This window comes from Limosilactobacillus portuensis, assembly GCF_028607025.1.
Taxonomy (GTDB): domain Bacteria; phylum Bacillota; class Bacilli; order Lactobacillales; family Lactobacillaceae; genus Limosilactobacillus; species Limosilactobacillus portuensis.
In genome coordinates this window covers 897,010-923,123 of the sequence record NZ_CP117296.1, presented here as the reverse complement: position 1 = coordinate 923,123, position 26,114 = coordinate 897,010, and the positions used below count along the sequence as shown (strand labels likewise).

Sequence of the window (26,114 nt, the reverse complement as noted above, 5' to 3'; positions counted from 1 at the left end):
TAGCTTTTTTAGTTGAAGGAAATGAGGAGTTAGACATGAGTGAAAATAAAGCAAAACTAAATCGGACGATGACGCCTGGACAGATGGAAATGATTGCGATTGGTGGAACAATCGGTAGTGGTCTTTTTATGGGGGCTACTTCCACTATTAAGTGGACTGGTCCTTCTGTTCTGCTAGCATATGCCTTTGTCGGCTTAGTTCTCTATGGTGTTATGCGGGCCCTTGGAGAGCTAATTTATATTAGTCCGGGAACTGGTTCCTTTGCGGATTATGGTTCGAAGTATATTCATCCAGTTGCTGGGTATTTAACGAAATGGAGTAATGTCTTCCAGTTTATCATCGTTGGGATTTCTGATATTATCGCAATGAGTCAATATCTAAATTATTGGTGGCCGAACCTTCCGGATTGGATTTCTGGGTTAATAATGATCGTTATTTTGACCTTAGCGAACCTAGCATCAGCAAAAGCATATGGTCGACTGGAGTTCTGTTTTGCTATGATTAAGGTTGTTACGATTATTGCGATGATTATTCTTGGTTTACTGGTTATTGTTCTTGGGTTAGGTAATAACTGGCATCCAGTTGGGATTTCTAATTTATGGTCTCATGGCGGATTCTTTACTGGTGGCTTTATGGGCTTTATGTTCTCGCTATCTGTGATTGCTGGTTCTTATCAGGGAATTGAGTTATTGGGAATCACTGCTGGTGAAGCTGAATCACCACGTCATGCGATTGTAAAATCAGTTAAGTCCGTTATCTGGCGGATCTTAATCTTCTATATTGGTGCAATTTTCGTCATTGTTTCTATTTACCCATGGAACGAATTGAAGTCAGTTGGCTCACCATTCGTTGAAACCTTCACGAAAGTTGGAATTACTGGAGCAGCCGGAATCATTAACTTTGTTGTGTTGACGGCAGCTCTTTCTGGAGCTAACTCTGGAATTTATAGTGCTAGTCGGATGCTGTTCAAGCTTTCTGTTGATGGGGAAGTACCAAAGTTCTTTAGTAAGCTTTCCAAGCGCGTTGTTCCTAATGTTGCAATCCTCACGATTTCCTTCTGGATTTTCCTTGGTTTTGTAATTAATGAATTAATGTCGATTTTTAGTTCTGCTGCTCAAAACATTTTCGTCATTGTATATAGTTCCAGTGTTCTTCCAGGGATGGTACCATGGTTTATCATTCTCTTGTCAGAACTTCACTTCAGGAAAGAACACCCTGAACAGCTTAAAGATCATCCATTCAAGATGCCGCTTTACCCGGCCTATAACTACTTTAGTTTGATCGCTTTGACTGTGATCTTGCTCTTCATGTTCTTTAACCCAGATACTCGGGTTTCAGTATCAGTTGGTGTTATCTTTCTGATTATTATGAGTATTATTTACCGTATCCGTGTTCATGAAGGAAAAGAAAAGTAAATATATAGCTAAAGCAGCTTTGTAAATCCTGTTTGAGGGGACTCACAAAGCTGCTTTTTTAGTTTTGCTTTACTGCACCGGTTGAATAATTGATGGTAATGTTTCTTTGGACATTCGGAACAAAGACATTATACTCTAAAGAACCATCACTAGATTTAGCTTCGATATGAGCACCTGCCGGAACGATATTATTACCGTCATAAATATTGGTAACTCGGTAGCGAACCTGCTTATTCTGATCTAATGCTTTTCTCACCAGACCTTCGTAGTAATTTTGTCCTGTTGAGTTCTTACTTCGTGCTTCATTTGCCCAGGCAGTTTGCGTGGCAATATTAGATGGATTTGATTCGGATGCATCAAATCCATGAATACCACCAACTAGTGCATAGGCAAGAAGGTGTCCGCGATCGTATGCATGATTGTACCCGCCTTTAAGATTATGCGCCTGAAGGAAGCCAGCTGGTCGCCAATCCGTAGCACCATTCCCTGTGGCAATTCGGCTTTTATATTGACGAGTTGTCCTGTTTAACCAGGCATCACCTTGCCACGCCCTTCCTTGACGGTCAAGATGATTTACAGCATAGGGGGCACTTGCAATCTTAGCGTTAAGATTTGTTTGGTTATTATTGATAATAAACGCACCGGCTTTGTTCCAGGTAATTGAAGTGCCAAGTTGTTGGCGAACAGCCGGAGTTAAGACTGAATTAGCCTGTTCCTGAGTTGGCGGTAATGTTTTTTGAGCGTTATGACTGGTTTTCTTCCAATAAGCAATTTTACTAATATGGTTTAACGAAGCATTTGTTAGCTGAGGTTGCTGGATAACTCCAGTAACTACTAATAAACCAGCAAGAGCAAATAAAAGGTGATAGAGGCGTTTCTTAAGTTTCATAAATTCACTCCATTTCTAATAATTCCAAAGTCTATTTTACTAGTTTGAACATACGTTTGGAATAATTATTTAGAATTAATTTATAAGTTCATTGTGTTTAATAAAATTGACACTTTCAACCGCTTTCACTAAAATTAAGGTAGTTATGATGCACTTGTTTACTGAGAAGGGAGTCGTCAAAATGTATTATTCAAACGGGAATTATGAAGCCTTTGCTCGACCAAAGAAGCCCGCTGGCGTTGACAAGAAACACGCCTACATCATCGGTGGTGGTTTAGCTGGCTTATCGGCAGCCGTGTTTTTAATTCGTGATGCTCAAATGCCGGGTGAGAATATCCATATTTTAGAGGAATTACCGGTTGCTGGTGGTTCTCTTGATGGTGAAGATCGTCCTGGAATTGGTTTTGTTACTCGTGGAGGCCGGGAAATGGAGAACCATTTCGAGTGTATGTGGGACATGTATCGTTCAATTCCATCACTTGAAATTCCAGGTGCTTCCTACCTTGATGAATACTACTGGTTAGATAAGGAAGATCCAAACAGTTCTAATTGTCGTTTAACCTATAAGCGGGGAAATGAAGTTCCATCGGACGGTAAATATGGTTTAAGTAAAAAGGCAATCAAAGAGCTGACTAAGCTAATTATGACCCCTGAAGAAAAGCTGGGAAGGAAGACTATTGGTGAATACTTCTCTGATGATTTCTTTGAAAGCAATTTCTGGATTTATTGGTCAACAATGTTTGCATTTGAACGGTGGCACTCCCTAGCTGAAATGCGTCGTTACATGATGCGGTTTATTCACCATATTGATGGTTTACCGGATTTCACTGCACTGAAGTTTAATAAGTATAACCAATATGAATCAATGACCAAGCCGCTATTGGCCTACTTGAAAGATCATCATGTCAAGATTGAGTACGATACCCAGGTAAAGAATGTTATTGTTGATACTCAGGGGCGGCAAAAGCACGCTAAGCGAATCTTATTAACTCAAGCCGGTAAAGATAAAGTTGTTGAGTTAACGGACAATGACCTTGTCTTTGTCACAAACGGTTCAATTACAGAAAGTTCTACTTACGGCAGTCACCATCAAGCAGCTCGACCAACGCAAGCACTTGGTGGTAGTTGGAAACTGTGGGAAAACCTTGCTCGGCAGTCAGCTGATTTTGGTCATCCTGATGTCTTTTGCAAGAATCTTCCAGGGAGAAGCTGGTTCATTTCCGCTACTGCAACCGTTAAGAATCCGCAAGTTGAACCATACATCGAACGCTTAACCAAACGGGATCTCCATGATGGCAAAGTTAATACTGGTGGAATCATTACGGTCACTGACTCTAATTGGATGCTTTCCTGGACAATTCACCGTCAACCACACTTCAAGAAGCAAAAGAAAAATGAAACTATTGTTTGGATTTACGGTCTGTACTCTAATACAAAGGGAAACTATATTAAGAAACGGATCGTTGATTGTACTGGTGAAGAGATTACCAAGGAATGGCTATACCATCTGGGAGTTCCAGAAGCGTTAATTGACAATTTGGCTAAGGAGAGTTCAATTAATACTGTTCCAGTATATATGCCATTCATCACTAGCTACTTTATGCCACGAGTTAAGGGCGACCGTCCAGACGTTGTTCCAGAAGGATCTGCTAACTTGGCATTTATTGGTAACTTTGCTGAATCCCCAAGTCGTGATACCGTATTTACCACGGAATATTCAGTACGGACCGCAATGGAAGCCGTCTACACTCTATTAGATGTTGATCGGGGTGTTCCAGAAGTCTTTAACTCTATTTATGATCTTCGAGAGTTGATGCGGGCAATGTATTACATGAATGATAAGAAGCCGTTAAAAGACATGGACTTGCCAATTCCAAAGATTGTTGAAAAGCCATTATTAAAGAAACTCCAAGGAACGTGGATTGGTGAATTAATGGAGCAACAGCACTTACTATAAAGATGAAAGAAGCTGGAAATTTCCGGCTTCTTTTTTTATATAGCTTATCGGGGAACCACTTGCAAAAAGGGATTAAATAGTCGAAAATAAAACTAATATATTTATTGATAGTAAAGGATTATGGTCATGACAGAAACTGCTGATATAAGAAAAATTCATATTGTTTTTGATGGTCAAGAAACACCACCATTAAAGATCCATCAATTATTTGATTCACAAAAATACGATCAGTTAATCGCAGTAACTGGGAAGATTACTGCTGACTTCATTAATAAATACCTTAGTAATTTTATCAGTATTAATGTAGCGTTAAGCTCCCAATCAACTAGTGAATTAAGTGCTGATGAGATGGTGACAAAGGTTGCACTTACCAATGCTCTCCTCAGTTCAGCAAATAAAGAAGCTGCTAAACTCTTCTCAGCGTTAACCAGTGACAACCAAACGAACGTTTTAAATAATCTTTTTCGCGTATCAATCGCGCCTACTCAGGTTATCCATTCTAAGTTTTACTTGTTAAGTAGTTCAACTACTCATGATTCCCGTGTGATTCTTGGGAGTGTAGATTTAGACGAAGCTTCATTTGATGCTCACCGAAATCAATTTGAAGAAGTATTGGTATTTGACAATGATATCCGCTTATACCAAAACCTTGCTGACCACTTTAAAAAGGATTTTAAGCCAGTATTGAAGCCTTTCTTTACTACGAACCTAGTAAAGGCAGCTCAAAAGCAAGTTGAGGAAGGAAAGAAAGATCAGGATAGCGGTAAGGGACCGGTTATCCTTGATAATGAAACAACAGATAAGATCGCTGAAACAGACATGGTGGATCTGTTGAAGCATGACCTTCAGCATGATATTGACCATAATCTTGTTCCTGAAATGATCACAAAGTCAATGCGTGATATTACCATAAATCGTTCTCAAGCAAAGGAGAAAATTGCTAAGCAGGTTAAGCAACATGATACGATTTATACTTTGCAAAAAGAAGCAGTCTCTCCTCGGGCAGCTAAGCCAAAACTAAAGACTCGAGAAAAAATTACCAAGCAGGTTCAGGATGCTTTGATCAGTGGAATGTCACCACAGCAACGGGATGCTGAGAAAAAGTACACGACGTTTCTGTACGATCGACCAATGGAACGAAACATCGCGAATAACAATAGTGGCCTATACGTTCCTAATGATACGGGAACTCACCCAATCCCATTTGGTAAAATTGCAACTATTTCTGAAATTCGTGACGGTTTAAAAAGTATTGATGCTGTTATGAAAGGCTATCAGCAGTTTGTCGTTGATTATGATGCTGACTACGGGAAGCGGTTCTTTGAAGCAATTTTGTATAGTTTTACTGCGCCATTTTTATGGGAAATTCGTTCTAAAGCTAGCCTGAACCCTGAAGATGGGAATGATGTTCCTAATTTCCTAATCTTAGGGGCAACGGCTGGTTCAGGAAAGTCAACTCTTCTCCGGATTATTAATCAGCTCACATGGAATACTGATCGCTCGTTGATTGACTTTGGAACGATCTACCCATCGCAAACTCCTCAAAAGAAAGCAAAGACTGTTGAGGCGATGGAACATTATATGAAACTTGGTAGTTCATACCCGGTTTTGTTAGATGAAATTGAACCGTACTTCTTCCAGCAAGATCAATACAGTCGACATCTGATCGTCGATATTATGAATGAGCTTGTAAACCATCCGCACCCAATTGCTCCATTAATCGGGACAACTAATTATGATTCGGGTTTTACTATGCTTCGGGAAACCGCTCGGCGTACTTACTACCTCCAAATTGACAAGGTCATTGATGAGTCGCAGAAAGGAGCAGCTAACCAGTATATCTTTAATGTTCGAAAGACACTGAATAATACTCTGTTTAAGGACTTTGTAATGCGGATGGCGAACCTTCTTGAAGACGATGAAACCCCATGGAGGGGCTTCAATTCTGATACGGGACGACTTGACTTCCTTGCAATGACCAGGCAGTTATTTAAGAACTATTATGAAATGGCTAATCTCCCATTGCCTGATTACTTCTCCGAGACAATCTGCGATGACTTTAAGGAAAGTTCGCGAAATCGTTGGGCTAAGCTTTACCTGACCCAGCAAGATGATTTTCAATATCGTCAGGGGGATGACAGTTTACTATTCGATATTTCAAAGTTGAATACCTTTAACGGCTTTACAGCTGATAGTATCGAAAAATACCGAAATGCTTTGCCAATTGAGCTTTGTGTAGATGGGATTAATGGTAAACGAGGGAAGTTTGTTGAAATTAAGGCTCCAGAATTCTTCCGGTGGATTGGTGAGCACAATCCTTATGAGAAAGAGAATCCCGTTACGAGTACTGATGAACAATCAACTTCTCCAGTTGAAGAAGAAAAGCCAAAGAAGAAAGGCTTCTGGGCCCGGTTATTTGGTTAAGACGAACCGAGATGATAAGTAATGAGACGATTATTAAAAGGGTTCACCGCAACTATTAGTATTCTATTAATACTGATGTTAATCATTCAATTTACTATCCTATTACCATTGCCTAATCATTCGTTAAAAACAAGTGACTATCGTTCAAATATTCATTACGATGAAACGCCAACTGTAATGATTCCTGGCTGGGGCGGTAACACAACTACTTATTATCGAATGACGCATTACTTTGAAAGTCATCATTATGCGCAAAAGGTAATGACAGTATGGGTGTCACCAACAGGAACGGTTAAAACTAGTGGAAGTTATCATCAGCAGAAAAATGCGCTTATTCAAATACTCTACAATTGGAACTATAACGCCTCTTACCATCCCCAAGTTTACCAATTAACCAAAGCGCTTCAATTACTTCATGATCGTTACCATATTAAACGAATGAATGTTATTGCCCATTCTTATGGGGGAACCGAGTTCATTCATGCTTATATGAGTTCTGAAAAACTACAAAAAAATATTCAACTTCATAAAGTAGTTTTTCTTGGTGTCCCAGTTGAAGAGAGTTTTGGCGTTAAAGTAAAGTTTGTTCCTAATTTAAACCGTAAATCAAAGGATCGTAATTTCCACCAGTTGGAGCAGCAGATGAGGAGCTGGCATCCTAACTCTTCTATCAAGTTTTTTAATATCATGGGTGGCAGGGATGAATCGGTCCCACGTGTACAGTCAGAAATGCTTCAAACACTTGTGAGGATTCATCCAGAGATTCAATACAGACAAGTAGTGGTTCCCAAGACCAATCATTTTCAACTCCATGATCGAATGGCTATTATACAGCGAGTCGCCAAGATACTTTGGGATAAGGATTAGGTTTAAGGAAGTGGTTTAATGGAAAAAGAACATGGGCAGGTAACTGGTATTATTTGGCGCGGCCCAGAAGATCTAGCGGTTTATCAACTAGTTAAGCAATATGCAGAAAAACAATCATTAACCGTTTCTGCAGCAGCTAAAGAATTAGTAAAAATCGGCCTTAAAGATATAATGACAAAATAAAACAGAGCATTGCTCCTTCATTCCTCTTAATTAGAGGGCAGAGTGACAAAGCTCTGTTTTTATTTCTACTTATTTTTCAGGTAAAATGCTAGGCATATTAATAGTAGCAAAACAATAATCGCCAAACGCGGGTTTAATTTAAACAGCTCATGCATTGCATGGACTTCACCAATACCAACAGGTAATGAAGGTAACAATAAAACCAACTCCTTATAGTTAATAGGCGGTTGGTCTTATTATCAGCATTTTGCCAAGAAATTGCAACCGATAGCTAATTAATATCTTGCGTTTTCTTAGCGCGGTCTTGAAGCCTAAAGGAAAGAATTAAGGTAATCACAACTAAGACAAGGGTAAAGTAAATTCCATAGTGGAACCCATTAGTAAATTTAAGAGCTGCAGTACCAGTAACATTCTTTTGCCCAAGTTCGAGGAAACTAGTTGCCAATGCAGTTGCCAATGCACCAACAATTTGCTGGAGAGTGTTAAGAATTGTACTTCCATCTGCTGATTCAAGACCATTGAGGGAGTTTAGCGAACTAGTCTGCGCGGGGGACATTGCTAATGGACAACCAATCATTAAGATCACATGAGCCATAATGATATAACCAACCGATGAATGATTTGAAGTACTTGCAAACATAATAGTTCCGATTAGTGCAATAACTAAGCCAATCATTACTGTTTTTTTAGCGCCAATATTATCGTAAAGTCGACCGGCTAGTGCAGATGTAATAGCATTGATCACTCCTCCGGGAAGCATAATCATACCAGTAAGAGCAACCGGAATCAACAAACCATTTTGTAGGTAGTTTGGTAATAAGTACATTGCTGAAAGGATGATCCCAAAATCGAGCATCACTAACAGAGCTCCTGTCCTAAAGGCCGGAATTTTAAATAACCTTAGATTAAGAATTGGTTCTGTTAAGTGGAGTTGGCGGTGAATATAAAATCCTAAAACAATTACTCCAACCACTAATGCCGAGAGAACGGGAACTGATAGCCAGCCATCACGACTAGAGAGGCTAGCACTAATGACTAGCCCAGAAAAGCCAACTGCGGATTCAATAATTGAAAGCCAGTCGACATGTGGTTTACTAATGTTATTAACGTTATCTAATGAAGTTATTGCAAAAATTAGCGCTAAGACTAAGAACGGGATAAATAGCCAGAAGATCCAGCGCCAAGAAAGTTTAGCAAGAATTAGTCCGGTAAGTGTTGGCCCAATCGCTGGTGCAAACATAATTACTAGTGCACAGATTCCCAATACAGCCCCAAGCTTTTGGGGTGGAAAGATTTGCATTGCGACGGCAAACATTAGTGGAAGAATAAACCCGGTTCCAATCCCTTGTACCATTCGACCGATTAACACTCCTGGAAAACTGCTTGCACAAGCGGAGATAACCGCCCCAATGATAAAGCTTAGTAAACCAAAGATAATGATCTGACGAGTAGTAAACCATTTTGAAATTAGGCTTGATAAGGGAAGAATAATTCCAATAACAAGCATGTACCCGGTAACTAACCACTGAATAGTTGCCATATTGACACGTAAGGACAACATTAGTTTGGGAAGCGCAATGTTAAGTGAGGTTTCACTTAACATTCCCACAAAAGCTCCTAATAACATTGCTACCATTGCTAGTTTAGGATGCGCAAGCTGCTTTCGTGCAGTATTATTTTGAGTATTATCCATTATATTTCTTCACTCCTTTACTCAACGATTGATTAGTCTACCAGATTTAAATTTTTTTCGTAAGCACTTTTTTCATTCGTATGCTAAAATATGATCTGATTGTTTTAATTAGAGGAGGAAATTTCGTGGGTCAAAAGACAAAGACTGTTTACTTTTGCGCCGGTTGGTTTACAGATAATCAAAACAAGGCTTATAAGAATGCAATGGCAGCAATTAAGGAAAATCCAACGGTTGATGTAGAAAACTCATACGTTCCATTAGAGCACCAATATAAGGGATTAAGGGTTGATGAACACCCTGAGTTGCTAGAAGACCGTGAATGGGCAACAGCTACCTATAATGGTGATCGAGTTGGTGTTTCAACTAGTGACTTATTATTAGCCGTTTATATCCCTAAGGAAGAAGATGTTGGGATGGGGGTTGAACTAGGGATGGCCTCTGCACTTGGCAAGCACATTCTGGTTGTTATTCCGGATGAAGATTGGGGAAAACCAATTAATTTAATGAGTTGGGGAATTGCCGATCAATTTATTAAAATGTCTGAATTAGCGTCTTTTGATTTTAACAAACCATCCTTTAACTTCTATGATGGGGCTGTTTACTAATTTAATCGAGTAAAGACAAAAAGAGAACCAGTGTCTACCGTATAAGATTGGTAAGGCGCTGGTTCCTTTTTTGCCTAAGTTTACATAATATATTTTCAATTGTTAACTTAAAAATTGCTTTTCAATTTCATAAAGCAAACCATTATGATTATTATCTTTTTGGGTAATCTGGTCAGCAACTCGTTTTAAATCGGGGGTAGCGTTTTTCATTGCAAAACCAATCCCACTTTCTTGAATCATTTCAAGATCATTACTAGTATCACCAAATGCAGTCACGTCAGCAAGACTTCTACCAGGGAAATGACTAATTAATTCTTTTAGTCCAGCTGCCTTGTTCACCCCATACGGTAAAATATCGATCCCGTAAGCACCGCTATAAGTAGCCTGGACCATCTTAGGATAAGCGTTGTTAATGGATTGAATGACTTTCTCAATTATTGATAATTGTGGGCGGCTTTTAAACCAATTTAAGTTGACGTTATACACTGGCTCGTTAACCTGTTCAAGCGATGAGAAATATTGATGATGGGGGTAAAATGGGACAGGAATACCCTTAAATTTATTACTAATGAAAGTATTTGAAGCTCCCGAAAGCGAAAAGAGATCTGGATGATAATCTTGCTGAATAAGAAACTCAATTAAATCTTTTAATAGTGGTCGTGGATGAACATGACTAATAACATCTTGACTGTTAATGACTATCCGGCCACCGTTTTCGGCAACAAATGTATCTACTGGGCATCCGCGGAAAATTGATTGAACCGCATCATAGCTATTTCCCGTCGCAGCGATTAGAAGGATCCCATTATTGAAGAGTTCTTGATAGTCACGGTTAAAGCGTTGATGATCAAAATAATCATTGTCGTCATATAATGTTCCATCAATATCAATCGCGATAAATTTTTGTGGTAGCATGGCGTTCTCCCTTTTATTAGAGATTAAATTCTCTAATTTATTAATTACTACTTACTATTTTACTAGAAAAGGATTAAAATAAACTATGTAAGGCGCCCTTAGTGTAATGGATAGCACATGAGATTTCGGTCCTCATGATCCGAGTTCGACTCTCGGGGGGCGCATTATTGATAAATCATGAAAAGTCTATAATCGTCTAAATATCAGCGGTTGTAGGCTTTTTGTTTTCTTAAGTAATTTTCAAAAAACACCCAAAAATGTGAACTCTGCACACATGTGTGCAGAATTATAGTTTATTTAAGCAAAAAGAGTCGATCATTTATTTGATCGACTCTTTTCATAAATACCTGACTTTGGCGCAAGGCCTCCATCAGTTAACGGTCTTACCGTTAATTCAATACATATATAATACTATTTTATATTTAAGTGGTCAATCATTTGCGTAAGTATTGTGAAAAAGGTGTTCAGCTTAGTATTGTCAGCGTACCACTCTTTGTGACGGTGAAATCGTTTAATAAGCCTTTTTCCTTGTCTGATACGGTGTTCGCTCATTTTTTTTACTTTCGATAATCTTGTGTAAGTAAAATAGCGAAATTAAATCATTTACTTTCAAATCTTGTAAATATCCATTTGAAACACCCATTAATCTTGCTGCAGCTTTTACTGGATCAGAAGGGTGGGGTAAAAACTCTTTTGATGAAAATAAATTTAGTAGAAGTGGATTGCTGTGCGCACAAGCATTTCTAATATGCTTACTATATTTTAGATGATTATAAATCGGTCTAATACGTTTATAGTGTGTTTTCTCATAATAGAAATTTACGAAACGTAATAAAGTACCAAATGTGATTATTTCCATGAATACCCAAACAGGTACGGTGGCTTGATACTTATTAAACATATCTTTTTCATATCGGTTGTTCTTAAAAGTTTTAATTGCTCTATTGTAGTATTGTGGAAATTTATTTTTAAATTCCTTAACAATAGTATATCCATCTTCTTTGGGATCGTTTGCTATTTGGTGAAGTAAAATTACTTTAATACCATGTTCGATATCCAAAGATAGATCAAGTAGGTAATCTCTAAGCTGCATATCAATGGATGCTAAGTCGGTTAAGTATGCAAAGTCCAAATTAATATATTTTTTATCATAATTTTTTGGAAAATTTACCCTATAAGAGGCAAGTTTAAAATAATAATTTACATTGTCTAGCATATATCGTGCGTCTTTAGTAGTTGTAATTTCAAACTTAATCCCTTTTTCTTGCATATGCTTAACGAGTTGCGCACTGTTTAACATTGGCTTATCCATTGGTGATATTACCTCACTTTTGTATTAATTAGTTTTTTAACGTCGATCATTTTGTTAGGCATAAGACGTAAATTGAATATATTTTTCAATAGAATAAAAGCATTTTTCTCGACATTAATCTATTAAGTATGTTTATCTTATAAGTATAAGACAAACATGGCTTATGGGGGTGTAATCTCATGAATCAAGAGCAGAAAAAAGAAGCATTAGCAAAATTAACGCCAACACAATACGCGGTTACACAAGAAGCAGCAACGGAGCGACCTTTTACGGGAAAGTATGATCATTTTGACCAACCCGGAATTTACGTAGATGTTGTCAGTGGTGAACCCTTGTTTTCTTCCTTAGATAAATATGATGCAGGATGTGGCTGGCCATCTTTCACACAGCCAATTAAGAGTCGGGCAGTTAAAGAAAAACGTGATCAGTCATTTGGAATGGAAAGAACTGAAGTCCGTAGCAAGGATGGTGATTCTCATTTAGGACATGTCTTCACTGATGGTCCACAAGATCGCGGAGGCTTACGATATTGCATCAATTCTGCCGCGTTACGGTTTATCCCGGTTGACCAATTAGCTGCTCAAGGATATGGTGAATATCAATCACTTTTCCAATAATATCTATTATAATTATAATAGTAATATTAAGGAGTGTGATGACGATGGAATTAACCGGAATTAAAGAGATTGCTAATATTGGTGCTGGAACAATGGGTCACGCGATCGCTCTCCAATTTGCAATGAATGGTTATAATGTTAAAGTTTATGATCGTCAGCAAACGGGACTTCAGCGTGGTGAAGAGCTGATTCGTCATGATCTGAAAACTTTTATGGATGCTGGAATGATCACTGAAAAGCCAGAAGAAATTTTAAACCGGCTAACCTATACAACTGATCTTACTGCTGCTTGTCAAAATGCAGATTTTGTAATTGAATCAATTATTGAGAATGAGGAAATTAAGAAGTCAGTTTGGACGGAAATTGAGAAGATTGTTAAAGAGTCAGCAATTTTGGCAACTAACACTTCGGGATTAAGCCCAACAGCCTTACAAAGTGTCCTTCAGCATCCAGAACGGTTTGTCGTTGCCCACTTTTGGAATCCTGCACAGTTAATGCCATTAGTTGAAGTTGTTCCTGGTAAAAAGACGACTCAAGAAACGGTTGATGTTACTGTTAAGCTCATGAATAAGGTCGGCAAACATGCTGTACCGCTTAAGAAGGAGGCACTCGGTTTTGTCGGTAACCGAATTCAGCTAGCAGTCTTGCGGGAAGCCTTCCATATTATCGATGAAGGCATTGCTAGTCCAGAGGCAGTTGATGATATTGTTAAATATAGTCTTGGTCGTCGTTGGAATTTAGTTGGGCCAGTCGCCAGTGCAGATCCAGGCGGGCTGGATGTTTTTAAGAATATTAGTTCATACTTATATGCAGATTTAGCTAACGAAACCGGAACTGATCCAGCGCTCGCTAAAAAAGTTTCCCAAAATGAATTAGGATTAAAGACGGGAAAGGGCTTCTTTGATTGGCAAGGGGATGCTGGTAAGAAAATCGTTAAACAACGGGATCAGGCACTCCTTGATCAGCTTAAGGACGATCAAAAATAATTATTGAAATAAAATTAGCTCTCAGAATAAATCAAATGGACAACTACATGTCTAACTGATTTTCATTGCGTCTGAGAGCTAATTTTGTTTTTAAACGAAATTACCCCTAAATTTTGACTTAGATTTAAATTATTCTCAGCAAGGAAGTGTTATTTGTATATAATAACACTTCGTAAATGTTGATATAATAGGATCGCGTTTTAAATAAAATAATAGATGTGTTATTATTGTGAATAACAAAATAATAACATTACCAGTATTAGGTGGGGAAAATGAAACAATTAGTACTACCAATTAAGGATTCAAACATTCTTTCCGAAGTTCAAGACACACTCCTTCACAATTTTAAGGCTGGGCGACGAAACTATACCATCTTTCAAGTTGGTAAAGCGACATTATTGCGAGTGAGTGATGTTTTACGCTTAAAGCAATCAGATGTCTTTGAAGAAAATGGCTTGTTGCGTGAACATGCTTTTATTAAAGATAAGAAAACCGGTAAACAGAATACCTTGTATTTACGACCGGTTAACCAAGATCTATTAATGTATCAGCAATGGCTTAAAAAGATGCATTTTGAGGGAACTACCGAATGGTTATTTCCTTCAATCACACGACCCACTAAACATATTGATGAACGCCAATTCTATAATGTTATGCACGAAGTTGGCGAGTTGTTAGATATTAATTATCTTGGAACACATACGATGCGTAAAACAGGTGCTTACCGAGTTTACGTTCAGAGTAACTATAATATTGGTTTGGTGATGAGTCTGCTAAATCATTCCAGCGAGGCCATGACACTAAAGTATCTTGGCCTTGATCAAACCAGTCGAGAACAAATGCTAAATAAGATTGATTTTGGTTAGTTTACATAATATTTTATCTATTAAAAAATAGCGGTTCTCGTTAGCAAAAAAACCAACGAGAACCGCTGTTTTTCAATATTCTATTATCAATACGAACGATAATATTGTCGTGGTCGATCAGTGATCGGTCGTGAATATTTGCCAGTTGCTTTAATTGGACCATCTGCTTCATTACTTTTGTCGATTTCATAATCATCGTCAGCAGCAAATGGAACTGGAATCTGTTGTGAATTATCAACCATTGTTGTCCCATCTTGGTAGTTAATCCTTATTCCAGGCTCAACATTAAACAGATAAACATTAAAATTAAGCGTTCCATCTGTTGAAAGCGCTTGAAGATTAATTCCGCGAGCAATTGTTTCATTATTACGAAAAATTGGTGTTGCTTGGAAAATAACGTGTTTACCATGTTCAATTGCATGACGAACTTCCGTTTCATAGATTGTTTGAAGCATCTGATTAGTAAAATCAGTTTCTGTAAAGAGGTTTCGTGGATTATCTTGATCACCAACGGCACTTGGTTGATACTTACCAGTTATTTTATTAAGACCGGCTGTTAATGAATAAGCGATTAAGTGACCACGATTATAAATCAACAGACCATTGCGATTAGGATGCCAACCAGCAGGTTCAACGGTTTGCTGAACTCGTAAACTAGTGTTGGCATGATTCCGTTGTTGAAGGAATGCGGTATTACTAGCCGATGTTCGTTGCTGAGCATCAAGTTGTTGATAGTTAACATGGTTTGTTTTCCATGACTTAGGGTTTAAGGTTGATTTACCGTTGTTTAAATAGATAATCGGATATTGACCAGAATGATAATTTAATTGTGCCAGCATCTGTTTTTGATGACTAGTGATTCCGCCAACAGTATTTGATGATCGATGATCGTAATTTTGCTGAAAATGATGTTGGAACTGGAGTTTCTGGTAATATGGATAGCCATATGCAAAACCAATCCCAATGCCAAATCCAATGATAAATAATAAGCCAATCTTAATTGCTTTAATTAGCCGCAAAAGAATTTTCTCCTTAGTAATTCAAAGTATTTGTATTTTAGTTAAGTCAGTAGTGAGGAGTCAAGTTGCTAAAAACAAATTTACAAATATTTAATTACTAAAGTTGAGTCTATGTATGAAAGGATAATTGAGTAAAAAATGAGTGCTGGGGTACTTTTTCAATATCTCTAGCATTAAAACTATAATTTTAATGACAGGTTGATATCTTAATTAGAGAACCCCTCTTTAAATAATCAGTCACAAACCTTGACTATTTTTATTGGTTAATTACATTCCACTGTCATATTAAATTGTTTACTTAGCAATAATATGCTTAATTTTGAAAGTCATAATCTATTATAAGTTTAAATATCGCGATCTTGAGCGGGTGCTTTTGGTGCATGGTTCATCCATTCGATGACGTATAATATTTGGGCTCAAATTGCTTTATTAACTAGATTGGCAAATACTTATGATCTCAGAAGTCACTTGATTCTAATCAACGGTAACTTATAACTTTCTTGGATTGCTGATATATCAACAGTTCTTGACATATCAGCCTTAGCCATTATTCTTTGCTTAAGCAAGATCAATAATCCGCAAACTATATTTGCTGCTATATAAAATATAAAGCAGTTGTTTCGTATGTCGGCTACACATTCCTAATGTAAGAAGTTGCACAGAGCTCCAGACTTAATCTTTAGTTTAGACCGATATTACTACTAAACTAGCCAATTTCATTCTCATGATTGCTGTTAGATAAGAGTTTATCTAGAGAGTAGGGTATATAAAAACTACACCTCCCCTCCCCGTCCGTCTTCGGGTAAAGGCTCCTCTGAGTTTGAATTAAGAAACCGTAATAGCAATTTACCGGTTTCCTTATGGCGGTAGTGATATTGATTTTTCAATGAGGGCTCTTGTAGTAGTTGTTTTAGGATTTCTTTCAAATCGATATTTCTTGCTAATACATCTAGGATTAGGGCTAAGTTCTTAACTTGTCGGCGGTCTTGGCGCATTAATTGAAGGTGTTTAGCGAAGCTATCTGCGTCAAAGGATTCTAGGTTAGCTAATTCTATTGTATGCAAGTAATCTTGAAGCAGACCTTTATCATAAGACTTAAGTAGCTTGTCTATTAGCTGCTTTTGGCTCATCACTGTAACTAAATAGCTAAGTGCCTCAAATGTTTTCTGAGCATTAAACTTTTCAAAATTAATTTGGGCTAGTTTAATTGAATCTCGTCTATCGTTTACGGGAAACTTATTATTATCGCTAAAATGTTGGGTAAGCTGTCCTTGAAGTTGTTCTAATTTCATTAACATAATAACAGGGTTATCGATTGTTATCTGATCAGTATCATTTTCCTTAACCAGAGAAACATTATCAGGCCAAACAACCACACCAGTTTTTAAATTAACTACATAATTAGCTAGCGGCTTTAATTCTGGATATTGGGCTAGCACCTTCTTATTAGACCGGATCGCATTAGCCGTGGCAATCGCTTTATCTAGCTCTTTCCAGCGACGGACTTGCTCGCCAAATTCTTTGATGAAGATCCCTTTATTCGTGTTAAAGTAATGCCTTTCATTATCAATGTCGATTGCGATAGCATAATACTTTCGGTCTTTCGATTTTAATGGACTTTGGTAATCTTCATTTGAAACGTTAACAGATGAAGATTTAGGCTTATTAGGTACCAACTTTCGCAAGTTCTTACTTTCCAAATCCAGATAGTAAAAGCGCTCAATCTTTTTATTGGCAAATAGTGTTGGGTAGTTAAATTTTAATTGCGGAAATTCTGTATTCATCCTTTGAATTGTTTCCCATTGGTAATGATCGCTCTCTTTCCGCGTAAAGTGGTGTTTAGTAGTCCAATAATTTTTGTTACCCTTACTAGAGCGATAGACTAGTTCAAATGTCATTTTATTTCTCCTCTGAACGTTTGTTCGCTAAAATATATTTTAGCAAATTTGTTCCTTTTTTTCGAACGAATATTCGTAAAAGTACAAAAATTTAAGTAATGGTTGGATATTCTTAGCTGATGCATTATCTTTTTTAACTTCTTTCAATTTTCTTTCTTGATCTTCTTGCCAACTCACTACGCTTCTGGTAATATAATTCATGTTGTGCGACACAACCCGTCAACGGGAAATAGCTCAGCTTGGTAGAGCACCTGGTTTGGGACCAGGGGGTCGCAGGTTCGAATCCTGTTTTCCCGATTAATCTAAGAGTCATTCCTCTCCGGGATGGCTTTTTTTATTATAATAGTAGATAAAAGTATATATCAGGTGGAATGTAAAATAATGGAATCAGATAAATATCTAAGTTTAATTCAACAGGAACTTACAAGGCTTCCTGATTATGTAAATGAATACTATCTGGGAACTAATCATGCAGTTACCACTACTTACCAGTATTTAACGGAGATCCGGCGCTTTTTTGATTGGCTTCGGATCAGTGGTATATCTGAGGCAAAGAGCAATACCGAAATCCAAACTGATGAACTTGCTAAGCTACGGCGAAATGACATTATGCTGTACATTGATCATCTTGGCCATACCACTAATGCACAAGGTCATTTAAACTCCCCTACTTCCATCAATCGCTCAATTAATGCCTTACGTTCACTATTTAAGTATTTAACAGTGACAGCTGATGTTAATGATGGTGAACCATATTTTTACCGAAATGTGATGCTCAAGATCGATTCATTAAATGATACAAAGACGTTAAACTACCGTGCGCATACTTTAGCGTCTCACATGTATCGTGGAGAAATGAAATTCGACTTTATTGATTTTATCAGTAACCAGTACCCGCAAATGTGTGATAAGCGCGCGTTACCGGCATATAAAATTAATAAACAACGCGATATTGCAATTATCACCCTGATTCTTGGTACTGGGGTTCGTGTCTCAGAAGCTGCTAACGTTAACCTGGCTGACCTAAATTTGAAACAGAACTTACTTGACGTTGTGCGGAAAGGTGGGCAGAAGGATTCTGTGCCAATTGCACCATGGGCAATGCAGTACATCAAAGCATATTTGGAAATTCGCGCAAAACGATACCACGCCTTAAAAAAAGATACTGCCCTATTCCTTACTGTTTATCATAGTGAAACCAGGCGAATAACAGCTAATGCAATTGAAAAAATGGTTAAAAAATATTCAACTGCCTTTGGTCATCCGCTGACCCCGCACAAACTTCGCCATACCCTTGCTTCGGAAATGTACAACATCACCAAAGATCAGGTGTTAGTTGCCCAGCAGCTAGGTCAGAAAGGAACTTCCGCGACTGACCTCTATACTCACGTTGATCAGCGAAAACAGCGAGAGGCACTTGACGAAATTAGTAATCATCCAGAAAAGGAATGAAGTTATTGGCGCTCTTTGAAAAGACTGTTAAAATAGAGTTTGAATATAATAAACTAAAGGCTTAGGTGAGATTTAAAAGATGAATGGATTAATGGATTCATATTGGTTTCAACTGATTGTTATCATTTTGATTTTGCTGCTAGCAGCACTATTTACTTTGCTTGAATACTCTGTTGTTAAGGTTCGACCAAGTGAGTTAAAGGAATTACGTCAAACTAAGAAGGTTCAACGTGCCGAACACATGGTTAATAACCTTAATGAGTACCTATCAACAGCCCAGGTTGGGGTTACGATGACTTCCTTGATTTTAGGGTGGATTGGTGATCAATTTATTACCAACTTACTGTTAAAGATCACGGTTGTTCCAGCTGACGTGCGAGAAGTTACTTCCCCTATTTGTGGTGTTCTAATCTTCACGTTCTTCCACGCTGTTTTTACTGACTTAGTACCAAAGAATATGGCAATCGATAAACCAGTTCCGATTCTTCTGGCAATTGTCCACCCGATTCAGTTCTTCCATACAATCTTCTATCCATTTGTATGGTTATTCGCTGTCGTTGCTGCCTGGGTAACGAAGCTTTTGGGATATAACGTCCAACCTGAAGAGGATACTTATTCACAAAATGAGATTATGACCCTTTCACAACAGTCTGAAAAAGCTGGTGAAATGGACAAAGAAGACGTTATCTTTATGCAACGGGCTTTCGAAATGAATGATAAAGTCGCTGAAGATATCATGATTGACCGGACTCAGTTAGCGGTAATCGATATTACTGCCTCAATTGCTGATGCGGCCCAGCTATACTTTGAGAAGAAGTTTACTCGATTCCCGGTCGTCGCTAATAACGATAAGGATCATATTCTTGGTTATATCTTTGCCTACGATATTATGCGGCAAAACCAAATTAATCCTCAACAATCAATTCGGACGATTATGCGAAAGATTCCAATCGTTTACGAAAATGAGCCAATTACTAAGGTTCTTCAAGAAATGATTAAGAAGCAGGTTCCAATTGTTGTTGTTCAAGACGAATATGGTGGAACATCAGGGATTATTACCGATAAGGATATTTACGAAGAACTCTTTGGAACTGTTGGTGAGGAAATTGATCACGCCACATCCGATATGATCGAAAAGAAGGAGCCAGATAGCAAGGGGAACCCTACTTATGAAGTTTCTGGTAAGATGCCCCTTGATGATTTTGAACGGTATTTCAATACTAAAATTGAACAATTTGAAAACTCAGAAGTAACGACTCTTACAGGATTCTTCCTCGAACGGCAATATGACTTAAAAGTTGGCCAGCCAATTAGAGTCGACAGCTTCTCATTTATCCCACTAGACTTACAGAATGCTTACGTAAATAAGTTCAAAGTAATTTACATTAAACCAAAGAAAAATAAAACTAAACAAGAAGACAAATAAGATCAAGAATGCTCCTCAGCTAGGCTAATATTCCTAGCGAGGAGCATTCTTGATCTTATTTACTTTTTTCTTTGCCAGAGGAACTTAATTAATGCTTGATCAACTTGTTTATTATCATGAAGCTTTGAGTGTTGAACATTCTTCCCAGTTACCTTTAATTCAGTATAAGATTTTGCCCGTGATGCAACTAAATACTGAAGTGAACGTGATGAAATATTATCAACCCGTCCGTCAGTATGGTTACCGATATCACCATAAATATTTAAAACAGCTACCTGCCCTTTAGGATAAGCCTTACGCGCTGCAGTCATTTGCTTATAAGTAGCGTTCATGTAATTAGGCTTCCCGTTAGAATCCAGTTTCATACCGGCTGGTTGCTTAAGGTCATCCGGAATACCATCAAATGTTAAACCACCGAAGTGTCCTGCAATGTCTACCTGCTTCTCTAATTTTGGCATATCTTTGTTTTGACCGTTGCGAAGCATGTAGTAGATAATTGAAATATTCCCAAGTGAGTGACCAACCATATTGATTTTATTAATTCCATATCGCTTTTTGAGCATCTTAACTACATTAGTCGCATATTCACCGTGCTTATTAAAATTAAGCTGACGGTTATTTTCGTAGTTAACTTCAACAATTGGATTAATTGCGCCACGATGCATATTACCATGAAGGGTAACTTTCCCGTTGTTGGTAACATCGGCCCTAATAACCGTATTAGTTACTCCCGCTTTTTTTGCAGCATTAACCATTCCGGTTTCTGCACGATAACTACTTCCACCACCATGGAAAAAGAGCGTTGCTGTTGTTGAATGAACAAATCGATTATTTTTCTGGGTATGGTACACCGCACCACCAATAATTGCCGTTAAAACAATAAGAATTGCAATTGTAGTACCAATTGTACTTTTCTTCATTAGTCAATACTACTTTTCTTTGTAAATGCTAAGCTTAAAATTTTGGCTTGAATTTCTTCAAGTTCCGCCGCACTATCATTAATGTATTTATTAACAAGCCGCTCATTAGCTTGAATATCAAATGTTAGAAAATCATGAATTGTTGAAACCTTAACCCCTGCATGACGAAGGTGCTGAATAGTCATCGTAATTGCCAGTTCTTCTACCTTTGATGCTGAAAGTGATGCCGGAGCAACTTCAATAACACCTTGGTAATAACCATTCATGAAGATTTTATTCATTAGGCAACCCTCCTCCAATTATTTCTCATTTTAATTATATGCTTAGTTTCAAAGAGCGACAAGAAAATGATCCGTTAACACTGAATAATAATTATGTAAACTAAATGTTTTTCGCTCCTAAATAACTAAAAAATTGTCCTGCTAGCATTCAACTACGGAACAATCTAAATAATGTTTGATAACCAAAAATACTATTTTCTCCAGAGAAAATTAATTAATAAACGATTGACTTGACTGTTGTTATGAAGTTTGCTGTGTTGAGCATTCTTCCCGTGGATTTCAACTTCTTGATACGATTTAGCCCGACCGGCAACAAGATATTTCAGTGATTTAGCAGAATTGACTGGCACATCTTCATCAGAATGACTACCATCACCAACATCACCATAAATATTTAGAACCGCGGTATTCTTCGGAAAGGTTTGGCGCAATCCTAATAATCCGCGATATGCAGAATCCTGTTGTTCCGGTTCACCTGTTTGTGCATCTACTTTAGCATCAGCACCATGTTCGCCAACTAATCCATTATAATGACCGGCAATTGCGACTAAGTGAGCGACCTTAGGTAATTTTTTATTATTCACATTATCATTAATGTAGTTAATAATCTCTAAGTTTCCCATTGAATGACCAACCAGGTTAATCCGCTTATAATGGTGTTGTTTTTGCAAAGCAACTACTACATTTTTGATATAAGTTCCCCCGTGACGATACCCTTGAGTATAATCATCCTGGTAACCAGCCAATTTATTATCCTCTAAATTCACTTCAACAATTGGGTTGACTGCATTAGCTGGGATTTTGCGGTTAAAAGTAACATTCCCCTTCTTATCAACATTTGCCCGCACGATTGTTTTAGTAACTCCTGCGTCACGAGCAGCGTTCGCCATCTTCTCTTCCGCATGGGAACTACTACCCCAGCCATGGACAAAGATTGTTGGGGTTGAAGATTGAACATGGTGAGTAACTGCATGGGCACTAGCAGTGAATCCACCTACTCCTAACAGTGCCACTGCTAGGATAAAAATTAGTTTCAAGCTTCTTTGCATTTATTTCTCTCCAATTTTCTTAATTATTTTTGCTGGTACACCAGCCACAACCGTATTAGCCGGAACATCTTTCGTCACCACCGCCCCTGCCGCAATAACGGCATTCTTACCAACTGTTACACCAGGTAAGATCGTTGAATTAGTACCTAACCAGGCATTTTTATCAATTAGCACTGGCTTCATTTCAACCTCATGCCTTTTCTTTGGATCTAGCGGGTGATTTACTGAAATAATCGTTGCATTTGGTCCAACTAAAACATTATCAGCTAATGTAATCCCGCCAAGGTCAGTAAACATTACACCGCTATTGATAAAGACGCCTTTTCCAATCCTTAAATTAGCACCATAGTCACTTCGGATTGGTAATCGGATTTCAACTGAATCATCAATTTGCTGACCAGTAATATCACCGATCACTTGGCGAATTTCTCTTTGACTTGCCGCCCTGCCATTCAACTGTTGAAGAAGGTCTTGGTTTTTTAAAGCAGTTTTAGTAATTTCCTTTATCTCTTTAAGATCTGCGTGTTGCATTAACATCCCTCGCTTTATTAATTTGTTATATTCATCATAACTACTCACAGTAAGAATGTTAAATACTTATATTTTATAGCAAACTATAATCAAAAAGAATGATAAAACTATAAATATGGCACCTTGATTAACTTTGATATAATATCGCGCTAATTCCGAGGTTCAACCATTTACCGTCTTGCTTTTTTGACAGGGCTAATTTTAAAATAAACTCAAAATGCTTATATGGAGGATGCTTTATGATTCGTGCAATTGCTACCGATATTGACGGCACATTTCTGACAACTAACCGGACGTATGACCATCAGCTATTCAATACTGCTTTTCAGCTAATGCATCAACGAAATGTTAAATTTATTGTTGCTAGCGGTGACCAATATTACTTTCTTCGGTCACTTTTCCCAGACATTGCTAATCAGATTGCCTTTGTCGCTGAAAATGGTGTTTTAACGGTTGATCAAGGAGAAGAAATTGCCTGTGGTCAGTTAAAGATGAATGATGTTGAAAACATTATCGCCTATGTTGATGCGATTCCCGATACTCACTACGTTGTTTGTGGCCGCCAATTTGCCTATGTTAAAGATACTATGCCCGAAAAATTCAAACAGGGGCTTCATCGCTTCTATACGCGTACCAAGGTCGTTAAAAATTTCTCGTCCCTTGATGACAAAATATTTAAATTTGCCCTAGTCGTCCCGCCAGCAAACATGCGGACAATTGCACATAACGTCAACACTAGATTTGCGGGAATTATTCGTGCAACTGCTAGTGGTAATGGCGCGATTGATTTAATAATTCCAGAAATGAATAAATCATACGGGTTAAAAAAGTTACTCAATCGTTGGCAAATTTCACCAGCAGACTTAGTGGTTTTTGGTGATGGTGAAAATGATCTTGAGATGTTTGATCTTGCCGGTACTAGTTACGCCATGGGAAACGCACCGACAAATGTTAAGAAAGCAGCCACGCATACAATTGGAACTAACGATGAGCAAGCAGTGTTACACGAGATAAATAGATTGCTTAATTAGCTTCAAAAATCAGCTTACAAAAAATGGCACCACTATTTATGCGATGCCATTAAGGAACTCTATTCAATTTAATTTACACTATAAATCCGTACTTCGGGGGCTGCTGACCATGTTGGCTTCAAACCTGGGAAAACATGTTGGGTAAACATTTCACTGTCGAGGTATGCCTTGGCATGCTCAACGCTATCAAAGCCATGAAGAACTTGAACATCTTCATCCCGAATTAAAAGATCCTTGGTTTCTGCACCGGGGATGGTCTTGAGGAACGGTTCACGGTAGTCTGTATAAACCTTTGCTGCAGCTGCCCGATTCTTCTCCGGAATTACCATTGTTACTTGTAAATATGCTTTAACTGCCATTTTATTTCCTCCTCAAATCAATTAATTTACAATTTTGATAATAGTCGTTTACAATCAAAATTAATACGAATTCAAAAACGATTAAGCTACTAAATAATTTTTGAGGAAGGTCAGGTATGTATCAACGTAAAATACCAAAAGAATATTATTGTACTGTTGACTATGGATTAGATATCTTTGGCGGCAAGTGGAAGCCACGAATTCTCTGTATTCTTGGTCACGTTAATTCAATGCGCTACGGTGAACTAAAAGCGCAAATGGAAAATATCTCAGACGCTGCCTTAGCAGATAGTCTCCATGAATTACAGCAGGCAGGAATTATTGAGCGTCGACAATATAATGAGATGCCGATTCGGGTCGAATACTCATTGACTGCTAAAGGTGAAAGTTTAATTCCGGTACTCAATACGATTTCTAATTGGGCGATCAAACATAGTGATGCGGAAATATATACAGGAAAACATTTTGAGAAAGTGCATCGAGCAAAATTTGAGAATTAAAAATGACGGTACAGTTTTAATGCTGGATCGTCATCTTTTGCAATTTCAATTAATCATTAGCGTGCACATCATATTGACTGAGCATTTCTTCAACGCCCGGTGCATCTGGATCGTGCATCCCTTTACCTTTATCTAAAGCCCGCATTTGAGCCATTTCAGCAGAGTTCAATTCAAAGTCAAAGATCTCCATGTTGCTCTTGATTCGTGCTTCATGAACGGACTTTGGAAAGACGGTTACCCCCTCTTGATGTTCAAAGCGGAGGATAATTTGCCCAGCGTCCTTACCATACTTTTCCGCCATTTTAGTAATGACTGGTTCCTTAAAGAGGTCAGCGTTACCTTGACCTAGTGGTGCCCAAGCTTCAAGAGCAACCCCATTCTTAGCCATGATTTGCCGCAATTCTTTTTGCTGGAAGTATGGGTTAAATTCAACTTGGTTAACTGCTGGCATTACATCAAAGTTCGGAACAAACTTATTCCAAATCTTCGGTGTCATGTTAGAAACACCAATTGAACGAATCTTTCCCGCTTTTTGCGCTTCTTCCATTGCTTGCCAGGCTCCATCAACTTTGCCGTACGGTTGGTGAACTAGGTAAAGGTCCACATAATCCAGGCCAAGTTTCTTCAATGAAAGATCAATGGCCTTCTTGACATCTTCATAAGCGTAGTCTTGGAGCCAAAGCTTAGAAGTTACCCAGATTTGATCACGAGGAATGCCACTATCCTTAATCGCCTTACCAACTTCCTGTTCATTAAAGTAGGCTGTTGCAGTATCAATATGCCGATAGCCAGCAGCTAAAGCATCCTTAACTACTTGGCAGGTTGTGCCGTCAGCAGGGATTTGGAAAGTTCCAAAACCGAATGAAGGGATTTCATTACCGTCGTTGAGTTTAAATGTTGGAATATTAGCCATAATTAA

At 38.0% G+C, this 26,114-nt stretch carries 26 protein-coding genes and 2 tRNA genes; 15 read left to right on the top strand and 13 right to left on the bottom strand.

The annotated features are described in order from the left end of the window. Window positions 1-35: 35 nt before the first annotated feature. Window positions 36-1,415: an amino acid permease gene (locus PRK60_RS04695; RefSeq protein ID WP_102169304.1), complete on the top strand. Its 1,380-nt coding sequence runs from the start codon at window positions 36-38 to the stop codon at window positions 1,413-1,415. Window positions 1,416-1,473: 58 nt separating this feature from the next. On the opposite strand, the gene PRK60_RS04690 is transcribed toward PRK60_RS04695, so the two are convergent. Next, complete coding sequence (locus tag PRK60_RS04690) at window positions 1,474-2,304, bottom strand: DNA/RNA non-specific endonuclease (protein ID WP_102169303.1); 831 nt, start codon at window positions 2,302-2,304, stop codon at window positions 1,474-1,476. Between the two features lie 181 nt (window positions 2,305-2,485). Here PRK60_RS04690 and PRK60_RS04685 point away from each other — a divergent pair, with 181 nt between their 5' ends. The 4 genes from PRK60_RS04685 to PRK60_RS04670 all read left to right on the top strand — a co-directional run bounded on the left by PRK60_RS04685 (window position 2,486) and on the right by PRK60_RS04670 (window position 7,735). Then, a complete protein-coding gene (locus PRK60_RS04685; protein WP_102169302.1) occupies window positions 2,486-4,261 on the top strand; it encodes an oleate hydratase in 1,776 nt (591 codons plus the stop codon). Window positions 4,262-4,381: 120 nt separating this feature from the next. Beyond that, window positions 4,382-6,685: an ATP-binding protein gene (locus PRK60_RS04680; RefSeq protein ID WP_392391047.1), complete on the top strand. Its 2,304-nt coding sequence runs from the start codon at window positions 4,382-4,384 to the stop codon at window positions 6,683-6,685. Window positions 6,686-6,706: 21 nt separating this feature from the next. After that, on the top strand, window positions 6,707-7,552 hold the full coding sequence (locus PRK60_RS04675) for an alpha/beta hydrolase (protein ID WP_148444624.1): 846 nt from the start codon (window positions 6,707-6,709) through the stop codon (window positions 7,550-7,552). A gap of 18 nt (window positions 7,553-7,570) precedes the next feature. Further along, window positions 7,571-7,735: a hypothetical protein gene (locus PRK60_RS04670; protein WP_178696315.1), complete on the top strand. Its 165-nt coding sequence runs from the start codon at window positions 7,571-7,573 to the stop codon at window positions 7,733-7,735. 65 nt (window positions 7,736-7,800) lie between these two features. Here the strand turns inward: PRK60_RS04670 and PRK60_RS04665 are convergent, their stop codons facing one another. Continuing rightward, entirely contained in the window at window positions 7,801-7,932 is a 132-nt protein-coding gene (locus PRK60_RS04665; protein WP_003717119.1) for a hypothetical protein, read from the bottom strand. Between the two features lie 74 nt (window positions 7,933-8,006). Then, complete coding sequence (locus tag PRK60_RS04660; protein ID WP_273646401.1) at window positions 8,007-9,428, bottom strand: DHA2 family efflux MFS transporter permease subunit; 1,422 nt, start codon at window positions 9,426-9,428, stop codon at window positions 8,007-8,009. 80 nt (window positions 9,429-9,508) lie between these two features. Between PRK60_RS04660 and PRK60_RS04655 the strand changes: the two genes are divergently transcribed. Continuing rightward, the gene (locus PRK60_RS04655) at window positions 9,509-10,033 is read left to right on the top strand and encodes a nucleoside 2-deoxyribosyltransferase (protein WP_102169298.1); all 525 of its coding nucleotides are present in this window, start codon (window positions 9,509-9,511) and stop codon (window positions 10,031-10,033) included. A 102-nt stretch (window positions 10,034-10,135) separates the two neighbouring features. Here the strand turns inward: PRK60_RS04655 and PRK60_RS04650 are convergent, their stop codons facing one another. Continuing rightward, a complete protein-coding gene (locus tag PRK60_RS04650) occupies window positions 10,136-10,948 on the bottom strand; it encodes an HAD-IIB family hydrolase (protein ID WP_102169297.1) in 813 nt (270 codons plus the stop codon). Between the two features lie 92 nt (window positions 10,949-11,040). Between PRK60_RS04650 and PRK60_RS04645 the strand changes: the two genes are divergently transcribed. Next, window positions 11,041-11,112, top strand: a tRNA-Arg gene (locus PRK60_RS04645). A gap of 347 nt (window positions 11,113-11,459) precedes the next feature. Here PRK60_RS04645 and PRK60_RS04640 read toward each other — a convergent pair. Beyond that, window positions 11,460-12,260 carry an Abi family protein gene (locus PRK60_RS04640; protein WP_219721830.1) on the bottom strand — a complete coding sequence of 267 codons (801 nt, stop codon included), beginning with the start codon at window positions 12,258-12,260 and terminating at the stop codon, window positions 11,460-11,462. A gap of 179 nt (window positions 12,261-12,439) precedes the next feature. On the opposite strand from PRK60_RS04640, the gene msrB reads away from it, so the two are divergent. From msrB to PRK60_RS04625, 3 genes are all read left to right on the top strand, one after another. Next, a complete protein-coding gene (gene msrB, locus PRK60_RS04635) occupies window positions 12,440-12,877 on the top strand; it encodes a peptide-methionine (R)-S-oxide reductase MsrB (RefSeq protein ID WP_148444625.1) in 438 nt (145 codons plus the stop codon). A gap of 44 nt (window positions 12,878-12,921) precedes the next feature. Further along, on the top strand, window positions 12,922-13,863 hold the full coding sequence (locus PRK60_RS04630) for a 3-hydroxyacyl-CoA dehydrogenase family protein (protein ID WP_273646400.1): 942 nt from the start codon (window positions 12,922-12,924) through the stop codon (window positions 13,861-13,863). 272 nt (window positions 13,864-14,135) lie between these two features. Further along, on the top strand, window positions 14,136-14,729 hold the full coding sequence (locus PRK60_RS04625; protein WP_148444626.1) for a site-specific integrase: 594 nt from the start codon (window positions 14,136-14,138) through the stop codon (window positions 14,727-14,729). Between the two features lie 86 nt (window positions 14,730-14,815). Here PRK60_RS04625 and PRK60_RS04620 read toward each other — a convergent pair whose 3' ends face one another. Together PRK60_RS04620 and PRK60_RS04615 are read right to left on the bottom strand one after the other, a co-directional pair. Further along, window positions 14,816-15,748, bottom strand: a complete 933-nt coding sequence (locus tag PRK60_RS04620) for a DNA/RNA non-specific endonuclease (protein ID WP_273646399.1) — start codon at window positions 15,746-15,748, stop codon at window positions 14,816-14,818. A 773-nt stretch (window positions 15,749-16,521) separates the two neighbouring features. Beyond that, on the bottom strand, window positions 16,522-17,646 hold the full coding sequence (locus PRK60_RS04615) for a hypothetical protein (protein ID WP_102169292.1): 1,125 nt from the start codon (window positions 17,644-17,646) through the stop codon (window positions 16,522-16,524). Between the two features lie 223 nt (window positions 17,647-17,869). Between PRK60_RS04615 and PRK60_RS04610 the strand changes: the two genes are divergently transcribed. The 3 genes from PRK60_RS04610 (at window position 17,870) to PRK60_RS04600 (ending at window position 20,524) form a co-directional block, all read left to right on the top strand. Continuing rightward, window positions 17,870-17,943: transfer RNA gene (locus tag PRK60_RS04610), tRNA-Pro, on the top strand. An 84-nt stretch (window positions 17,944-18,027) separates the two neighbouring features. Further along, window positions 18,028-19,098 carry a tyrosine recombinase XerS gene (xerS, locus tag PRK60_RS04605; RefSeq protein WP_102169291.1) on the top strand — a complete coding sequence of 357 codons (1,071 nt, stop codon included), beginning with the start codon at window positions 18,028-18,030 and terminating at the stop codon, window positions 19,096-19,098. Window positions 19,099-19,177: 79 nt separating this feature from the next. Beyond that, a complete protein-coding gene (locus PRK60_RS04600; RefSeq protein WP_273646398.1) occupies window positions 19,178-20,524 on the top strand; it encodes a hemolysin family protein in 1,347 nt (448 codons plus the stop codon). Between the two features lie 59 nt (window positions 20,525-20,583). Here PRK60_RS04600 and PRK60_RS04595 read toward each other — a convergent pair whose 3' ends face one another. The 4 genes from PRK60_RS04595 to PRK60_RS04580 form a co-directional block, all read right to left on the bottom strand. After that, on the bottom strand, window positions 20,584-21,444 hold the full coding sequence (locus tag PRK60_RS04595) for an alpha/beta hydrolase (RefSeq protein ID WP_273646397.1): 861 nt from the start codon (window positions 21,442-21,444) through the stop codon (window positions 20,584-20,586). Continuing rightward, on the bottom strand, window positions 21,444-21,725 hold the full coding sequence (locus PRK60_RS04590; RefSeq protein WP_273646396.1) for a hypothetical protein: 282 nt from the start codon (window positions 21,723-21,725) through the stop codon (window positions 21,444-21,446). Before PRK60_RS04590 ends, PRK60_RS04595 begins: the two co-directional genes overlap by 1 nt. A 191-nt stretch (window positions 21,726-21,916) precedes the next feature. After that, a complete protein-coding gene (locus PRK60_RS04585) occupies window positions 21,917-22,774 on the bottom strand; it encodes an alpha/beta hydrolase (RefSeq protein WP_273646395.1) in 858 nt (285 codons plus the stop codon). After that, window positions 22,775-23,311: a sugar O-acetyltransferase gene (locus PRK60_RS04580; RefSeq protein WP_392391046.1), complete on the bottom strand. Its 537-nt coding sequence runs from the start codon at window positions 23,309-23,311 to the stop codon at window positions 22,775-22,777. It abuts the gene before it with no gap. 233 nt (window positions 23,312-23,544) lie between these two features. Between PRK60_RS04580 and PRK60_RS04575 the strand changes: the two genes are divergently transcribed. Beyond that, window positions 23,545-24,336 (top strand): Cof-type HAD-IIB family hydrolase, encoded by a 792-nt coding sequence (locus PRK60_RS04575; RefSeq protein ID WP_102169286.1) that lies wholly within the window; start codon window positions 23,545-23,547, stop codon window positions 24,334-24,336. Window positions 24,337-24,404: 68 nt separating this feature from the next. On the opposite strand, the gene PRK60_RS04570 is transcribed toward PRK60_RS04575, so the two are convergent. After that, entirely contained in the window at window positions 24,405-24,695 is a 291-nt protein-coding gene (locus PRK60_RS04570; RefSeq protein ID WP_191913073.1) for a hypothetical protein, read from the bottom strand. 116 nt (window positions 24,696-24,811) lie between these two features. Between PRK60_RS04570 and PRK60_RS04565 the strand changes: the two genes are divergently transcribed. Next, window positions 24,812-25,195: a winged helix-turn-helix transcriptional regulator gene (locus tag PRK60_RS04565; RefSeq protein ID WP_102169284.1), complete on the top strand. Its 384-nt coding sequence runs from the start codon at window positions 24,812-24,814 to the stop codon at window positions 25,193-25,195. 49 nt (window positions 25,196-25,244) lie between these two features. Here PRK60_RS04565 and PRK60_RS04560 read toward each other — a convergent pair whose 3' ends face one another. Beyond that, on the bottom strand, window positions 25,245-26,108 hold the full coding sequence (locus PRK60_RS04560) for an aldo/keto reductase (RefSeq protein ID WP_273646393.1): 864 nt from the start codon (window positions 26,106-26,108) through the stop codon (window positions 25,245-25,247). Between the last annotated feature and the right edge of the window lie 6 nt (window positions 26,109-26,114).